Source organism: Algibacter pacificus (genome assembly GCF_008033385.1).
Taxonomy (GTDB): domain Bacteria; phylum Bacteroidota; class Bacteroidia; order Flavobacteriales; family Flavobacteriaceae; genus Algibacter; species Algibacter pacificus.
Genome location: NZ_VOGY01000007.1, coordinates 71353 through 89300 on the forward strand (window position 1 = coordinate 71353; position 17948 = coordinate 89300).

The following is a 17948-nucleotide window of genomic DNA, read 5'->3' on the forward strand; positions in this document are numbered from 1 at the left end:
TCAAAAAGGCTTTGCAAACTCAATAAAAGTCTTAAATTTGCAACCGCAATAGCAATATTGCTCGTTCTTTAAAAGACTGCGAAAGTAGCTCAGGGGTAGAGCATCACCTTGCCAAGGTGGGGGTCGCGGGTTCAAATCCCGTCTTTCGCTCTGAGATTTTTCCTTTAAAATATTCCAATGCTGAAGTGGTGGAATTGGTAGACACGTTGGACTTAAAATCCAATGTCCATTAGGACGTACGGGTTCAAGTCCCGTCTTCAGTACTAACCTCTTGTTAATCTTATGATTTTCAAGAGGTTTTTTTATTTATCTCCTTTATATAGGTCTCAAAAAATTTTGAAATAGATATAAACCTTCCATCTATAATCTATTTTGTACTTTCATAAATACGGTACACACCTAATACAACTTCCGCAATATATCTTTCATTTTTTAAAAACAAATCAATAGAAAACTCTAAAAACCTTTAAAAAAGAAATACTTCTCCATCAAACCTCAACTTAATTAAAAAAGTTTTATTTTTATTAAAAGGCAGACCCGTTATAACCTCTATTTTAATTCGCACTTAATAGGATTACTTTATTTAGGGTTTCTACTTTACTAACTATTATATTTAAAACTTATGGCTGATAAAAATCCAGAATCAGAGCGCTTAGCAACCCCTAACAATTACAGAAACTGGAAAAACTGGGGACCTTATTTAGCCGAAAGGCAATGGGGAACTGTGAGAGAAGATTATAGTGAACACGGAGAGTCTTGGGAGTTTATAGATCATGAAAAAGCCAGAAGCAATGCGTATAGATGGGGTGAAGAAGGTATTGGTGGCTTTTGCGATGCCAAAGAAATTTTGTGTATGGCTCCTGCTTTTTGGAACGGAAACGATACCATTTTAAAAGAACGCTTGTTCGGACTTACCAATAACCAAGGGAATCACGGCGAGGATGTTAAGGAACTCTATTTTCATCAAGTATCTACACCAACACATTCCTACAATAAATACCTCTATAAATATCCGCATAGTAAATTTCCTTACGGTGAATTAGTCGAAGGAAATAGAAAAAGTCGAGATGAAGATGAATACGAATTATTAGACACCGGCTGTTTTAAAGATAGTGCGTATTTCGATTGCTTTATTGAATACGCTAAAGGAGATATTAACGATATTCTTATGAAAGTTACCGTGATAAACCGAGGCTCGAAAGCAGCAGAAATTCACGTATTACCCCATGTTTGGTTTAGAAATTTTTGGAAACACAACAAAAAATTTCAACGCCCCATTATAAAATCGACCAAAACGGGTTACGCACACACAAGTAGTAGCCGAAATGGCAAATACCATTTATATTACGAAAATGGAACACCGCTATTTTGTGAAAACGAAACCAACAACGAACTTATTTATAACGTAAAAAACGAAGTACCTTTTGTTAAAGACGGCATCCATGAGCATGTTGTCAATCAAAAAGACACCGTAAACCCGAAGAAAGAGGGTTCTAAAATGGCGGTTTGGCACAAATTTAAATTGGAAGCAGGTGAAGAAAAAAGTGTTAAAATTCGACTTAGTCAAAATGAATTAGAGCATCCGTGGGAAGCCTTTGATACTATTTTTGACCAAAGAAAAGCCGAATGTGAAGATTTCTACGCAACCATTATAAATAAAGATTTACCCGAAGCACGACAAGATCTCGCTAAAAAAGCTTTTTCTGGATTGTTATGGACTAAACAATTCTATTATTTTGATGTTTTTAAATGGCTCTTTGGTGGGCCGGGAGAAGGCAAACCCAACAGAACCAATATGCGAAATTATAGTTGGCAACATCTTACCAACAGGCATATTATTTCTATGCCCGACAAATGGGAATACCCCTGGTATGCCGCTTGGGATTTAGCTTTTCACATGGCTTCCTTTGTAGAAATCGACCCTTATTTTGCAAAAGATCAATTGTTATTGGTACTTCAAGAAAACTATATGCACCCTAACGGACAAATTCCTGCTTACGAGTGGAATTTTAGTGATGTTAATCCACCTGTTCACTCCTACGCCGTTTGGAAAGTTTACGAAAAAGATAAAGAAAAAACCGGTAAAGGTGATATCCCGTTTTTAGAAAAAGCCTTTCAAAAACTTATGGTGAATTACACCTGGTGGGTAAATCAAAAAGATAAAAATGGTACCGACCTTTTTGAAGGTGGTTTTTTAGGCTTAGACAATATTGGGGTTTTCGATAGAAACCATATGCCTCCAGGTATTACCAGAATGCAACAAGCCGATGCTACGAGCTGGATGGCCATGTTTTCTATAAATATGCTACACATGTCTTTAGAGCTTGCGAAAAACAATAAAGTTTACGAAGAGTCTGCGGCCAAATTTTTTAGACATTTTCTAAATATCGCTTGGGCCATGCACCATATTGGCAAAAAAGACATCTCACTTTGGGATGATGACGATAATTTCTATTATGATGTGGTTGAAATGGATAACGGTAGCACCGACCGCCTTAGAGTACGCTCCTTAGTAGGTGTTATCCCAATGTTTGCCGTAGAAATTATTAATAAAGATTTATTTGAAGAATTAAAAGAATTTAGAAGACGAGCCAATAACATTATAAAAACACGTCCCGATTTAGCCTCCTTAATTTCAAATTTAGAAAAAGCCAACGAAGACGGAAACTTTATGTTTTCTATTATGCGAGGTTTCAGATTAGAACATTTGCTGAAGCGTTTATTGGATGAAGGTGAATTTTTATCCGATTTTGGAATTCGATCTCTTTCTAAATACCACGAAAAATACCCGTTTGTTTTTCACCACCATGGGCACCATCAAATTCAATACGAACCTGGAGAAAGTCGTTCTAATATGTTTGGTGGTAATTCCAATTGGCGTGGCCCCATTTGGATGCCTTTAAATTATATGATTATTCAATCGTTGCGTAAATATTATACGTTTTATGGCGATAAATATATCTATGAATTCCCAACAGGTTCTGGCAACAAACTTAATTTAAAGCAAATTGCTAACGAACTGACTAAGCGATTAATAAAACTTTTTGAACCTAATGAAGATGGTAAATACCAATATCATTCTGATGATCCCGATAAAGTTTTCACCAAAGATGACCATTTTAAAAAGGAACATTTTTTCTATGAATTTTTTGACGGCGATACTGGCCGAGGACTTGGCGCATCGCACCAAACTGGGTGGACATCGCTTATTTCGAATTTAATTATGGAAATGGACGAGGATTAATTTCTTCTGAAAAACAAGATATATACGCCATTAGCTTATCTTAAAAGATATCCTAATGGCGTTATTATTTTATAATCATTCGGAGCAAATTTCACCTAAAACCCACAAATAATCACTTCTATTGGAAACAAAATCCCGATTAGAAACATCAATAATTTTCACATTAAAGTCCTTCTGACTTTTAAGAAACTCTAAATATCCCGAGTTTATTTTATCCAAATAATCGTCGGCTATATTCTGCTCGTAATCGCGGCCACGTTTTTTAATATTTTCCTGTAAACGTTGGGTGTTTTGGTATAAATAAATATATAATTCTGGTTTCGGAATGTCTTTATACATTAAGTAAAACAACTTGCGATACAAACTATACTCATCTGTATTCAAGGTTATTTTTGAAAAAATAAGCGATTTAAACACATCGTAATCACTAACAACAAATTGCTTAAATAAATCGAGCTGTGCTAAATCTTCCGATATTTGCTGATACCTATCCGCTAAAAAAGACATTTCCAAGGTAAAAGCATAACGCTGTGCATCTTCGTAAAATTTTGGTAAAAACGGATTATCAGCAAAACGTTCCATAAGCAGTCTCGCATTAAAATCCTGAGCAATTTTATGAGCCAAACTTGTTTTCCCTGCACCAATATTGCCCTCTATCGCAATATAATTATATTTCGAAAAATCGATATCTATATTCGGGTTCGTCAAACTATCACTTATAGATTCCAAAACAGAATCGTCTTTACAAGTTTGTAATAATTCTGAAACGGTTTTCCCTAATTTAGCATGCTTCATTTTGGGAGCTACATCATTTAGCGGCAACAACACAAACTTACGCTTTTGCATTTCTGGGTGCGGCACTTGTAAGGTTTCGGTACTTATTATGTTATCTTCAGCAAAAACAATATCTAAATCTATGACTCGTGCTTCGTAAGTATCTTTCAATTTTCGGGTTCTACCCAAATCAGTTTCAATAGTTAATAACATATCCAGCACCTCTCGGGGTTCTAATTCACTTTCTAAAACCAAGCAACAATTAAAAAAATCGTCACTTTCAAAACCAAAAGCAGGCGATTGATAGACTTTGGAAATCAACTTAATACTGCCTATTCGAGAATAAATAGCATCGACGGCCTGTTGTAAATTTTTTAATTTATCGCCTTTATTACTTCCTAAAGCAATATGAAATGTTGTTGGTTTCGTCATAAGTACTTGCAAAATAATGAAAACTAAATGGTTTCATTGTATATTTACACGAGGTATTTATTCACAACTTTATATGACTTTAAAAGACAAACTCGCTGCCCAACGAATTTACATGCTTTTGGGGGCTTTATTTATTACCTCATTGGTAGTTTCTAACCTTATTTTTCAGAAATTTTTCTATTGGTATCCCTTTAATATTGAACTTTTTGGAGCCAAACTATTTGAGGTTTCCGTAGGCATACTGCCCTACCCCATCACTTTTTTAATCACCGATTTAATTAGTGAAATTTATGGAAAAAAGCGCGCCAATCAAGTCGTTAAAGCCGGCATTTTTGCCTCTTTCTTTTCGCTTTTAATTGTTTACATATCCAGTATGGTGCCAGCAACTCCATGGTCGCCAGTGGATAATAATTTATTTAACACCGTTTTTGGTAATACTATTTTAGCGGTTTTTGCGAGTATGATGGCTTATTTATTTGCTCAATTTATAGATATTCAAATCTATCATTTCTGGAAACAACTCACTAAAGGCAAACATTTATGGCTACGGAATAATTTTTCCACCTTCCTTTCTCAATTTGTCGATACATTTACCGTCGTTGGTTTACTATGCAGTTTCGGAATTATTGCATGGGACCGATTTTTAGGGTTACTTTTAAGTGGTTTTATATTTAAAATTATCGTTGCTTTCTTCGATACACCTTTTCTATATCTTGGTGTGTTTTTGTTCCGAAAACGTTTCAATTTAAAAGTAAATGAAGAAATAGAATTACTTTAATTTTTCGTTAAATTAAACTTAAACCCACTAAAAACAGCAACCTTTACCCACGTTTTTACGTATATTTTCACAAACAGCGACTATGAAAAAAATATTGAAAATTTCAGGTATTATCCTAATAACAATTATAATTTTATTAATTGCAATTCCTTTTGTGTTCCAAGGAAAAATTCAAGGCATGGTTAAGCAATTTATAAACGACAATGTCAATGCTCAAGTAGAATTTAGCGATGTAAACTTAAGTTTTATCCGCAGTTTTCCAGAAGCCTCTGTTGGAATAAACGATTTTGTAATTACCAATTTCGAACCTTTTAAAGGCGACACTTTGGTAGCCGCAAAATCCATAGAATTTACGGTATCTATTCCCGAATTATTTAAAACAGCAAGCGAAGACCCCATTGTTATAAATAGTATTTCTATAGACGAAGCCTTAGTGACCATAAAAACCAATGCCGAAGGCCAAACCAATTACGATATTGCAAAACCTACAGAAACCGAAACTTCTACTAACACAGAAAGTGGCAGCTTTGCTTTTAGCATAGACGATTACAGCATAGAAAATAGTGCCTTTTATTACATTGATGAAGCCTCTAAAATGACCATGCAAATTTCTGAATTAAACCATAAAGGTAGCGGGATATTTTCCGGAGACACCTCGGAACTGGATACCGAAACAGACGCGAATGTGAGTTTCACCATGGATGGCACAAATTACCTAAACCATAATGCTATAAAACTGGATGCTTTAATAGATTTAGACTTAAACAACAGTAAATATACCTTTAAAGAAAACACAGGTTACATCAACAAATTACCTATAGAATTTAATGGTTTTGTGAAATTATTGGATAATGGCCAAGAGATTGATATCACTTTTAAAAACCCAGAATCGGATTTTAAAAATTTCTTAGCTTTAATTCCGGAAGCTTATTCCGGAAGTCTCGATGGTGTTCAAACCAGTGGCGATTTCACCATTAACGGTGTGGTAAAAGGGATCAATTCCGATGAAACAATCCCAACATTAGATATTAATATCGCATCAAACAACGCGTCTTTTAAATATCCCGATTTACCAAAAAGCGTAAAAAACATTGTTATAAATACCACTATTAAAAACACTACCGGTATTCTAGACGACACCTATATTGATATAAAAACATTGAATTTTAAAATTGATGATGATGTTTTTAAATCCTCCGCAAGTATAAAAAACATCACTAAAAACATGCTTGTAAATGCCAATTTAGACGGTGTTTTAAACTTAGCAAACATTTCGCAAGCCTATCCTGTGCAGTTAGAGAATGAACTCACCGGAATTTTAAAAGCCAAACTAAATACGGCTTTTGATATGAATGCTATTGAAACCAATGCTTTCGAACGTATTAAAAGCAGTGGAACAGCCAGCATTAGTAACTTTAATTACGACTCGGAAGACATGGCAAACCCACTTACTATTTCCGAAGCCGATTTAACGTTTAATTCCCAATCCGTTACCCTTAATAAATTTAACGCGAAAATAGGCGAAAGCGATTTAAGCGCAAATGGAACAATTAATAACTTGCTTGGTTTTATGCTTAGCGACACTACTTTAAAAGGGAATTTCGATTTAAACTCAAACCTCTTTAAAATGAGTGATTTTATGTCGGAAACCGAAACCTCAACAAGCAGTAATACAACCGCAACCAGCAACGAAGCTATAAAAATTCCGGCTTTTTTAGATTGCACCATAAATGCAAATGCTAAAACCGTGGTTTATGATAATTTAAACTTAACCAACGTCACCGGAAAACTCCTAATTAAAAACCAAAAAGCCACATTAAGCAATGTAACTTCAAGTATTTTCGATGGGGCACTTTCCGTGTCTGGAGATGTTTCTACAAAAGATGAAACGCCAACCTTTAATTTCAGTTTAGGCGCTGATAATTTCGATATTTCAAAATCCTTTCAAGGCTTAGAACTATTGCAAAATCTGGCTCCAATTGCAAAAATATTACAAGGAAAACTTAATACAACCATTAATTTATCGGGGAATTTAGATAATGAATTTATGCCAAATTTCAGCACACTTTCAGGTAGTGCCTTAGCCGAGTTATTAACTACAAATTTAGATCAAAACGAAAACAGTCTATTAAGTAAACTGGAAAGCTCCATCAATTTTATCGACTTTAGCAAACTCGATTTAACCGACTTAAAAACAAAAATAGAATTTGCAAACGGACAAGTAAGCGTAAAGCCTTTCGACCTCAAATACAAAGATATTGCCATCACCGTTTCAGGTTCGCATGGTTTCGATAAAACCCTAAATTACAACGCCGTTTTTAATGTGCCTGCAAAATATTTAGGATCCGATGTCACATCGCTTCTCAGTAAAATCGATAGTGAAGACGCCAACAACATCACCATTCCGGTAACCGCAAATATTGGCGGATCGTACACCAGCCCAACGGTAAAAACCGATTTAACCAGTGGCGTTTCAAACTTAACAAAACAACTGGTTGAAATAGAAAAACAAAAGCTACTTAACCAAGGAAAAGATAAAGTTACCGACCTTATTAGTGGCGTGATAAGCAAAAATAAAACAAAAACAGACTCCACTAAAACCGAGCAAACCAACGCTGTAAAAGACGTTTTGGACGGTATTCTTGGTCATAAAACCACCACAAAAACCGACTCCACAAAAACAACAAACACCACGAATGCCGTTAAAAATGTGCTTGGTGGCCTATTGAAGAAAAAAACAAAAGACACCGTAAATTAAACTATTTTGGGCGTTACCCTTGCTTCGCTGAAAAAAGCGAAACAAGGGTCGCGCTTTCACTACTCAATCTTTTTTATGCTTAAAGTATAGTAAAACCAATTATGTTTTGCTTAACCAAACGGTTTGTATTTATCAATAACCAAAAGCCACATAAAAAAGGATTTCAAACAAACCGATTCAATCGCTAACGCAACTATCAGCGAAGTAAAGTAAAAGCAGTTTATTCTTGCTCCTTTGTTATTTTATGGTAATAAAAAGCAGGTAGCAATACAATTAAAATAATAGGCTGAATTAAAAAGCGCCTTAAATTAAAAAACAGGTAATAATCGGATTGCTTTGGGTTAATTACAAAATAGAGATAGCCGCAAATTAACACCACAAATGCCAAAGTATAAATTATTGCAGAAAACCGAATCATACTGCTATCTTTAAAAGCGACATAAAGAATTCCTAAAGAAATAATACTATTGAGCGCATATCGCAACGTCGTAAAACTTACTAATTTTAACACTTCACGACGCGGACTATCAATATATAAATAGTCCTTATGAAAAAAACTTAAATAAGGATCGTAAAATAATTCATTTTCAAACCATCGAATTACAACCAATAGTCCAAACAATAAAAAAGCTAAAATATAACGGCTTGTTTTACCCATGTTTTTTATTTAATTTAGAAAACCGATTCACCCAAAAAACCCAAAGTAAAAACACAACACCATAAATAATAGCAGGAAATACCACTTCGTGTAAAACATCGGCTTGTTTTGGATAACTATAAATCCCGATGGATAAAATTACAATACGTATAATATTAACCACATAAATAAGCACGCTTCCGGCAAGTATATAAAAAAAGGTTGTTTTTAATTTTCCGGAAAAAGCAATAATAAATGAAGTAAATAAAATGAGTATGCTTACGCCATTGCAGCCTTCAATAATTCTTGCCACATACACGTTATTCAAAATCAGTTTTAAAGATGGCTCCGCCTCGTGGGGTAAAATTTGAGTGGCATATCCTAAATTATTTAGTATATCGCTACTTTGTAATCCAACCAAATGCGTAAAATAATCCGGATAAAAATTAGATCCATCCGAAAATTGCAAGTAAAATTTATAAAGCACAGAAAACAGAATATACACCAACAAAAATGTAAGTATAAACCTAATAACCGATTTGTATTTTATAAAAAGTAGTTTCAATCCTAAAAATGCCTAATAACAAGTACCGAAATTACATCTTTTTAAATACTTTTACCAAAACTTTTTTATTTTATGATTTTAGAAACTTTAAAACCCCAAGTACAAGCCATTATTTCTAACAGCGAAAGCGACAAAGATGAGCGTTTATTAAAAATTTGCGAGTTGCTTAAAGAAAATATTTCATACTACAATTGGGTAGGCTTCTATTTTAGAAATGGCAAAAAAGAAGAATTACTACTGGGGCCATATGTTGGCGCGCCAACAGACCACACGGTTATTCCGTTTGGAAAAGGAATTTGCGGGCAGGTAGCAGTAAGCAACGAAAACTTTGTAGTTCCGGATGTAGCCGCTCAAGATAATTACATTGCCTGTAGCATCACAGTAAAAGCAGAAATTGTAGTGCCTATTTTTGTTAACGGCGAAAATATTGGTCAAATTGATATCGACTCGAACACGCCCGATCCTTTTACTGCTGACGATGAGCATTTTTTAGAGTTTGTTTGCTCTCAAGTTGCTAGCATTTTATAGTAAATTTACAACTCGAATACTCCGGCTTTAAATCGTTTTTTTAGGTCTAAATTTATGAGTCTTTAAGTTTCCTTTCTACTTATTAACAACTTCGTTTTTTAGTAAAAAAAAGCCTTGGTTTTTTTCAGAATACACCTCCTGTTTTTTAAAGTAAAATACCTACTTTTGCAAATATTTTAAATTTTCAGTGTAAAACCCTGAAAAACAATAAAATTTCAAATTTAAAAAGGATTCTTAAACACAACACAACTCTAATGAGCAACGAAAAAACCATTAAATCGGCACTAATTTCTGTATTTAGTAAAGACGGATTAGAACCTATTGTAAGAAAGTTAAACGAACAAGGCGTAACCATTTATTCTACTGGTGGAACCGAAAAATTTATTAACGATTTAGGCATCGATGTTGTTCCTGTTGAAGATGTGACGTCTTACCCTTCTATTCTTGGTGGTCGTGTAAAAACATTGCACCCTAAAGTTTTTGGAGGTATTTTAAACAGACAAAACCATGCTGGTGATGTTGCTGAATTAGCAGAATATGAAATCCCACAAATTGATGTAGTGATCGTCGATTTATATCCATTTGAAAAAACAGTAGCTTCCGGAGCTAGCCAACAAGATATTATTGAAAAAATTGATATCGGAGGAATCTCTTTAATTCGTGCAGCAGCTAAAAACTTTGCCGATGTTATTTGTGTATCTTCAGTTGATGATTATGCTGAATTTTTAGACATCATTTCAGAAAATAACGGAAGTATTTCAGAAGAAAACAGAAAACGTTTTGCAGGAAAAGCATTTAATGTGTCTTCGCATTACGATACTGCTATTTTTAACTACTTCAACCAAAATAATGAAGAAACCGTTTTAAAAATTAGCGAAACAAACGGTAAGGTGTTACGTTACGGCGAAAACCCACACCAAAAAGGATTTTTCTATGGAAAATTCGATGAGTTATTCACTAAACTTCACGGAAAAGAATTAAGCTATAACAACCTTTTGGATGTTGATGCGGCAGTAAACTTAATGTTAGAGTTTAAAAATGATGCCCCAACATTTGCCATTTTAAAACATAACAATGCTTGTGGATTAGCACAACGCGACACCTTACACCAAGCCTATGTAGATGCCTTAGCTGGCGATCCTGTTTCTGCTTTTGGTGGTGTTTTAATTAGCAACAAAGAAATTGATTTAGCAACAGCTGAAGAAATTCACAGTTTATTCTGCGAAGTAGTCATTGCACCATCATTTGCTACCGATGCTTTAGAGGTATTGAAAGGTAAAAAGAACAGAATTTTATTAGAAATTCACGATATAGACATGCCTAAAACAAACGTAAGAAGTTGTTTAAACGGCGTTTTAGTTCAAGATAGAAACAACATTACAGATCAGGCTGAAGATTTAAAAACAGTCACCACTTTAACACCAACAAGCGAACAAGTAGACGATTTACTTTTTGCTTCTAAAATTTGTAAGCATACTAAATCTAATACTATTGTTTTAACAAAAAACAAACAATTATTAGCCAGTGGAACTGGACAAACTAGCCGTGTAGATGCTTTAGAACAAGCCATACACAAAGCACAAACTTTTAAATTCGATTTAAATGGTGCTGCCATGGCGAGTGATGCATTCTTCCCATTCCCAGATTGTGTAGAAATTGCTAAAAATGCAGGAATTGCTTCGGTAATTCAACCAGGTGGCTCAATAAAAGATCAATTAAGTATCGATTATTGCAATGCCAATGATGTTGCGATGGTTATGACAGGAACACGCCACTTTAAACACTAATTTTTTACGGACGGTTTAAACTTTTATCATGAAACTAAAGTTTAAACCGTCCGTAAACTAATTTACTACGTATAACTTTAGAATACTTTTGGTAAATCGAATTTTTGAGGTCTGTAAAACTTAGATATTTAGTAAGTTTTAAGTACTTTTACAGGATTCGTTTTCTAACCACAATTAATTATTAATAGCACATGGGATTTTTTGACTTCCTTACCGAAGATATAGCCATTGATTTAGGTACCGCAAACACGCTTATTATTCATAACGATAAAGTAGTTGTAGATGCACCATCTATCGTAGCACGAGATAGAATTTCTGGAAAAATTATTGCCGTTGGGCAAGAAGCCAGTTTAATGCAAGGTAAAACCCATGAAAATATAAAAACCATCCGTCCGTTAAAAGACGGTGTTATTGCAGATTTTGATGCTTCAGAACAAATGATAAGTATGTTTATCAAAAACATACCCGCATTAAAAAAGGCATTTTTTACACCCGCTTTACGCATGGTAATTTGTATTCCTTCTGGAATTACAGAAGTAGAAATGCGAGCGGTAAAAGAAAGTGCCGAACGCGTCAACGGTAAAGAAGTATACTTAATTCACGAACCTATGGCTGCTGCCATTGGTATTGGCGTAGATATTATGCAACCAAAAGGTAACATGATTGTGGATATAGGAGGAGGAACAACCGAAATTGCGGTTATTGCACTTGGTGGTATTGTTTGCGATAAATCGGTTAAAATTGCAGGCGATGTTTTTACAAACGATATTGTGTATTACATGCGTACCCAACACAACTTATATGTGGGAGAACGTACTGCTGAAAAAATAAAAATTCAAATTGGTGCTGCTACAGAAGACTTAGAATTACCTCCAGAAGATATGAGCGTGCAAGGACGTGATTTACTAACTGGAAAACCTAAACAAGTACAAATTTCATATAGAGAAATAGCAAAGGCTTTAGATAAATCTATTTTACGTATTGAAGATGCCGTAATGGAAACCTTATCTCAAACCCCTCCAGAATTAGCGGCCGATATTTACAACACAGGTATTTATTTAGCAGGTGGTGGCTCTATGCTTCGCGGTTTGGATAAACGTTTATCTTTAAAAACAGATTTACCTGTTTATATTGCTGAAGATCCTTTACGTGCTGTAGTACGTGGTACTGGTATTACACTTAAAAGTTTACCTAAATACAAAAGTGTATTGATAAAATAAAAGCATAAAATAGGTCTCACCACATGCAACAGATTATTAATTTTATAATAAGAAACAAAAACTTTTTGTTATTCTTGTTGCTGTTTTCTATTTCCATTGTATTTACAATTCAGTCGCATTCATATCATAAAAGCAAATTTATAAACTCGGCCAATTTTTTAACAGGTGGCGTTTATAATTCTGTAAATAACATCTCAAATTATTTTAGCCTAAAATATCAAAACAATTTATTAACTGAAGAAAACAATCATTTAAAATCCCTATTATACAATCGCACAGAAAAAGATTCGATTTATATTGACAGTGTCACTTTCGATAATCAATATAAATTTACCTCGGCGAATATAATTAAAAACAGCTACTCACTTTCAGATAACATTTTACTTTTAAATAAAGGAGCAAATGATAACATACACGAAGATTTTGGCGTTATTTCTAGCCATGGTATTTTAGGAATTATAAATGAAACAAGTGAAAATTTTTCAACAGTTATTTCTATTTTAAACACCACCAGTAACATTAGTGCCAAATTGAAATCGAGCAATCATTACGGCTCATTAAAATGGAACACAAAAGATCCAAGAATAACACAACTAGTTGATATTCCTAAAATAGCAAGTTTTAAAGTAGGCGATACCATTATTACCTCGGGCTTATCTTCCATTTTCCCTAAAGGCATTCCTATTGGTACTGTTCACGATTTTAAACTCGATAATACCGAAAATTATTATGAAATAAATGTGTTATTATTTAACGACATGACCAATATTGAGCATGTTTATATTATAGAAAACCTAAACCTTCCAGAAATTAGTAACCTTTTAAACGGCAACAGCAATGAATAGTTTATTTTTCGCCCAAGCAAGCCGGTTTATAATATTGGTGTTTTTTCAGGTATTAATATTCAATCATATTAATTTTCTGGGCTATATAAACCCTTATATTTATATTCTATTTATTGCATTTTTCCCCGTTAGAAATAACCGGATGACTATCATTCTTATTAGTTTTTTCTTAGGGTTATCTATTGATTTATTTTTAGATACTGGCGGTATTCACGCTGCTGCATGTGTATTTACAGCATACATTAGACCTGTTCTTTTAAAATCATCTTTCGGAATGATTTACGAACACCAAACCATTCGATTCAACACCGTAGATTTTGAAGCCAAGCTTAGCTACATTTCACTACTTACATTAACGCATCACTTGATACTTTTTTGTTTAGAAATTTTTAGCATTTCAAAAGTAATTTTAACACTTCAAAAAACTTTATTCTCAAGTATATTTAGTATAATACTAATTATATTAATAACCATTATTTTTAGTAAAAAAATGAAATGAGAAAATTTTTGCTTTTCGCTTCCATAATACTTGCGGGAATTATATTTATCTCTCGGCTTTTTTATCTTCAAATTTACAGCCCGCGTTCGCAGAGCATTTATGATGATAACGCCATTAGAAAAGTTTGGGATTACCCTAAGCGTGGTTTTGTGTACGACAGAAATGGTTCGCTATTAGTTTCTAATCAACCCTCATACGACGTCATGGTTATCCCCCGTGAAGTAGAACCTCTCGACACTTTAGAGTTTTGTAAGCTTTTAAAAATAAATAAAAAAGAATTTTTAAAAACTTTTAATAAAGCCAAAAGCTATTCACCAAGGTTACCATCGGTTTTTGTTCCGCAATTATCCAAATCTGATTATGCGGTATTACAAGAAAAAATGCGAAAATTTAAAGGATTCTACATCCAAAAACGCTCTCTTAGACATTATGAAACCACTATTGGCGCAAATGTTTTAGGTGATATTGGAGAAGTTAATAATGCCATTATTAACCGTGATGATTATTACCAAATGGGAGACCTTATTGGTAAGCAAGGTGTTGAAGCTTCATACGAAAAAACATTACGAGGTGTTAAAGGTTTAAAATTTATTCAAAAAGATCGTTTTAACCGAAACATTGGTCCGTATAAAGATGGCGCCCTAGATAGAGCTCCAGAACAAGGTAAAGACATAAAGATCACTATTGATGCCGACTTACAAGCCTATGGCGAACTACTTATGCAAAATAAACGCGGCGGCATAATAGCCATTGAACCGGCATCTGGTGAAATTTTGGCCATGATTTCTGCTCCAACCTACGATCCTAATATTTTAGTAGGGCGAAGTCGTTCTAAAAATTTCACGAAACTCTATAACGATTCGATAGCAAAGCCTCTTTTTAACCGAAGTTTACAAGGGGTTTACGAACCTGGTTCGCCCTTTAAATTAATGAATGCTTTAATTGCCTTGCAAGAAAAAGTAATTACACCAAACGAAACGGTAACTTGCTATGCTGGTTATAAATATGGAGGTCGATTTATGAAATGTCACTGCCACAGTGGTACTAGAAACGATCTCGTTGGAGGGATCCAACGCTCTTGCAATGCTTATTTTGCATCAACTTATCGAAAAATTCTTGATAAAAACGGTAATGCTTCCGACGGTATAGATACTTGGAGCAAACATGCCAAAAGTTTTGGACTTGGAGATTTTTTACACAACGATTTATACGTAGGTCAAAAAGGTAGAATTCCAGACCGAGCTTATTATAAACATATTTACCCAAACACCTTTTATTCTACCTATACTATTTCTAACGCTATTGGCCAGGGTGAAGTAGCAACTACACCAATCCAATTAGCAAATATGGCTGCGGCCATTGCAAACCGCGGCTTTTATTACACACCACATATTATTAAAAATATTGAAAACGAAACCCTTCCAGAACAATTTACTAAACCAAAATACACCTCAATAGACCAAGAGAATTTTGAACCGGTTATCGAAGGCATGTACCAAGTTTACAAACAAGGAACGGCAGCCTCTTTACAAGTAAAGGACATTGATATTTGCGGAAAAACAGGAACGGTAGAAAACTTTGTTAAAATTGATAGTGTTAGAACACAACTTACAGACCATTCGATATTTTTAGCTTTTGCCCCAAAAGATAATCCTAAAATAGCTATTGCTGTTTTTGTTGAAAATGGCTATTGGGGAAGTCGATTTGCCGGACGAATTGCAAGTTTAATGATTGAAAAGCACATTAAAAAAGAAATAACACGAACCGATCTAGAAGAATGGATTTTACAGCACAGTCTTGAAAAAGAATACGCCAAACCTTACTCTGGAAAACCCTTTGGCATAAACCAACAAACTACTTTAGAAGTTGTTGATAATAAAGAATACAACCGCCTAAAAACAAAGCTGAACGACATTAATAACACAGCAAATTAATGGTTAGAGAAACGAACAGACATTTTAAATTTGATTGGATTACCATTATTCTATTTTTTCTATTGGTTAGCTTTGGTTGGCTTAACATTTTGTCGGCATCGCATATAGGCAGCACTGTAGATTATTTCGATTTTTCACAACCTTATGGAAAACAACTTATTTTCATCTTACTAACCCTCGGATTAATTGTTCTATTATTGGCTATAGATGCTAAGTTTTACGAAAGATTTTCCAGCCTAATTTATGTTATTTCAATGCTCTCATTGGTTGGACTTTTTATATTCGGAAAAAACGTAAATGGGGCCACCTCGTGGTATGGTATTGGGGGCATGACACTGCAGCCCAGTGAGTTTGCCAAAGTAGCTACAGCATTGGCCGTAGCCAAATATATTAGTGATTTAAACACAAACATAAAAAACTTTGGCGATCAACTAAAAACATTTGCAATAATTATTACTCCTGCCCTACTCGTACTACTTCAAAATGACACAGGGAGTACTATTGTTTACGGCGCATTCTTTTTTGTTCTGTATCGAGAAGGCTTACCAAAATATTATTTAAGCATAGCTATTTCCATTATTTTACTCTCTATTTTATCCTTAAAATTTGGAGCCGTAATTACATCTGCAATAGCTATTGCTGTCATTATGGCTTATCATTTTTTAAGTAAAAAGAAACTTAGGCTCTATGAATCAATGCTTATTCTTATTGCATCACTATCGATTTCTATAGGCGTAAAGTTCTTCTATCAAAATGTGTTACAACCCCACCAACAAGATCGAATAAGCCTGTGGTTGCGTTTAGAAAAAGACCCCGCTAAACTCCAACGCATGAAACAAACCTTTGCTTATAATTTAAACGAATCTGAAAAAGCAATAAGCTCTGGTGGACTTTCTGGAACAGGATTTATGGAAGGCACTCGAACCACAGGCAAATTTGTCCCCGAGCAACACACCGATTATATTTTTAGTACCGTTGGCGAAGAGTGGGGCTTTATAGGCAGTACATTGGTAGTCATCGTTTTTGTTTTGCTTTTACTCCGTATTTTACACCTTGCCGAATTACAAAAATCGCAATTCAGTCGGGTTTACGGGTATAGCGTAGCTGGCATTATTTTTATTCACTTCCTTATTAATATCGGGATGGTTATGGGGTTAATTCCCACAATAGGGATTCCACTACCTCTTTTTAGTTATGGTGGATCGGGGCTTTGGGCTTTTACCATTTTAATATTTATTTTTATTAAATTAGATTCCAACAGAATTAACGAGTGGTAAATTACCAATCGCTCAGCTTTTTAGGTTTACGCTTATGAAAAAACAGCTTTTTATACTATCCCTAATACTCATGCTAGCCGCCTGCACGAGCTGTAAAACCTTTGTAAACCAAAGTTTTTCACCAAAAGAATTAAGTCTCATTAACGCTTCCGATAGTTTAACACCTATGCGGATTTACAAAATAACCAACCAAACAGACTCGCTTTTACTCCGTTCAAAAAGTACATTTATAAAACCAGACCCAAAAAACAGTATTCTTAAAACCTTTATAAACAGACTATACAACACGGTTCGCGATAGCATATCCATGGGTGTAGGCATTGCAGCACCCCAAGTTGGCATTCTTAAAAATATTATTTGGGTGCAACGTTTCGATAAAGAAAACTTACCTTTCGAAGTGTATTTAAACCCCAAAATCACAAACTATTCGCAAAAAAAACAATCCGTAAAAGAAGGCTGTTTATCTATTCCAAATCGTAGTGATATGCTCAACAGCCGATCCTTTTTCATAGATATCGAATACGATACCATGAACGCCGAGCATAAATCAGAAACCATTAGCAATTTTACAGCTGTGATATTTCAACATGAAATCGATCATTTAAATGGTATTCTATATTTAGATCATTTAAAAAACGACATTTCAAAGGCCAAAAAAAACAAAAAATAA

The 17948-nt window shown here is 34.3% G+C and carries 14 protein-coding genes and 2 tRNA genes; 13 read left to right on the plus strand and 3 right to left on the minus strand.

The window, feature by feature from the left end; translation table 11 throughout:
- Nucleotides 1-78 precede the first annotated feature (78 nt).
- The 3 genes from FQU21_RS11680 (at nt 79) to FQU21_RS11690 (ending at nt 3244) form a co-directional block, all read left to right on the plus strand.
- Nucleotides 79-150: transfer RNA gene (locus tag FQU21_RS11680), tRNA-Gly, on the plus strand.
- 29 nt (nt 151-179) lie between these two features.
- Nucleotides 180-263, plus strand: a tRNA-Leu gene (locus tag FQU21_RS11685).
- 359 nt (nt 264-622) lie between these two features.
- Nucleotides 623-3244: an MGH1-like glycoside hydrolase domain-containing protein gene (locus FQU21_RS11690; RefSeq protein ID WP_147678184.1), complete on the plus strand. Its 2622-nt coding sequence runs from the start codon at nt 623-625 to the stop codon at nt 3242-3244.
- A gap of 75 nt (nt 3245-3319) precedes the next feature.
- Here the strand turns inward: FQU21_RS11690 and folK are convergent, their stop codons facing one another.
- Nucleotides 3320-4450, minus strand: a complete 1131-nt coding sequence (gene folK / locus FQU21_RS11695) for a 2-amino-4-hydroxy-6-hydroxymethyldihydropteridine diphosphokinase (RefSeq protein ID WP_147678185.1) — start codon at nt 4448-4450, stop codon at nt 3320-3322.
- 73 nt (nt 4451-4523) lie between these two features.
- Between folK and FQU21_RS11700 the strand changes: the two genes are divergently transcribed.
- Both FQU21_RS11700 and FQU21_RS11705 read left to right on the plus strand, forming a co-directional pair.
- Nucleotides 4524-5228, plus strand: a complete 705-nt coding sequence (locus tag FQU21_RS11700) for a queuosine precursor transporter (protein ID WP_147678353.1) — start codon at nt 4524-4526, stop codon at nt 5226-5228.
- Nucleotides 5229-5310: 82 nt separating this feature from the next.
- Nucleotides 5311-7986 carry an AsmA-like C-terminal region-containing protein gene (locus FQU21_RS11705; RefSeq protein ID WP_147678186.1) on the plus strand — a complete coding sequence of 892 codons (2676 nt, stop codon included), beginning with the start codon at nt 5311-5313 and terminating at the stop codon, nt 7984-7986.
- A gap of 220 nt (nt 7987-8206) precedes the next feature.
- Here the strand turns inward: FQU21_RS11705 and FQU21_RS11710 are convergent, their stop codons facing one another.
- Together FQU21_RS11710 and xrtF are read right to left on the minus strand one after the other, a co-directional pair.
- Nucleotides 8207-8644: an exosortase F system-associated membrane protein gene (locus tag FQU21_RS11710; RefSeq protein WP_147678187.1), complete on the minus strand. Its 438-nt coding sequence runs from the start codon at nt 8642-8644 to the stop codon at nt 8207-8209.
- On the minus strand, nt 8637-9188 hold the full coding sequence (xrtF, locus tag FQU21_RS11715; RefSeq protein WP_147678188.1) for an exosortase family protein XrtF: 552 nt from the start codon (nt 9186-9188) through the stop codon (nt 8637-8639). Before xrtF ends, FQU21_RS11710 begins: the two co-directional genes overlap by 8 nt.
- 72 nt (nt 9189-9260) lie before the next feature.
- Between xrtF and FQU21_RS11720 the strand changes: the two genes are divergently transcribed.
- The 8 genes from FQU21_RS11720 (at nt 9261) to def (ending at nt 17948) form a co-directional block, all read left to right on the plus strand.
- Nucleotides 9261-9716 carry a GAF domain-containing protein gene (locus tag FQU21_RS11720; RefSeq protein WP_147678189.1) on the plus strand — a complete coding sequence of 152 codons (456 nt, stop codon included), beginning with the start codon at nt 9261-9263 and terminating at the stop codon, nt 9714-9716.
- Between the two features lie 254 nt (nt 9717-9970).
- Nucleotides 9971-11503 (plus strand): bifunctional phosphoribosylaminoimidazolecarboxamide formyltransferase/IMP cyclohydrolase, encoded by a 1533-nt coding sequence (purH, locus tag FQU21_RS11725; RefSeq protein ID WP_147678190.1) that lies wholly within the window; start codon nt 9971-9973, stop codon nt 11501-11503.
- A gap of 191 nt (nt 11504-11694) precedes the next feature.
- Entirely contained in the window at nt 11695-12723 is a 1029-nt protein-coding gene (locus tag FQU21_RS11730; RefSeq protein WP_147678191.1) for a rod shape-determining protein, read from the plus strand.
- 23 nt (nt 12724-12746) lie between these two features.
- Nucleotides 12747-13568, plus strand: coding sequence for a rod shape-determining protein MreC (mreC, locus tag FQU21_RS11735; RefSeq protein ID WP_147678192.1), 822 nt, complete (start codon nt 12747-12749; stop codon nt 13566-13568).
- Between the two features lie 142 nt (nt 13569-13710).
- Nucleotides 13711-14067, plus strand: coding sequence for a rod shape-determining protein MreD (locus tag FQU21_RS11740; RefSeq protein ID WP_317130661.1), 357 nt, complete (start codon nt 13711-13713; stop codon nt 14065-14067).
- Nucleotides 14064-16001, plus strand: coding sequence for a penicillin-binding protein 2 (mrdA, locus tag FQU21_RS11745; RefSeq protein ID WP_147678194.1), 1938 nt, complete (start codon nt 14064-14066; stop codon nt 15999-16001). The genes FQU21_RS11740 and mrdA overlap by 4 nt, the downstream gene beginning before the upstream one ends.
- Entirely contained in the window at nt 16001-17278 is a 1278-nt protein-coding gene (rodA, locus tag FQU21_RS11750; RefSeq protein WP_147678195.1) for a rod shape-determining protein RodA, read from the plus strand. Before mrdA ends, rodA begins: the two co-directional genes overlap by 1 nt.
- Before the next feature lie 34 nt (nt 17279-17312).
- On the plus strand, nt 17313-17948 hold the full coding sequence (gene def, locus FQU21_RS11755; RefSeq protein ID WP_147678196.1) for a peptide deformylase: 636 nt from the start codon (nt 17313-17315) through the stop codon (nt 17946-17948).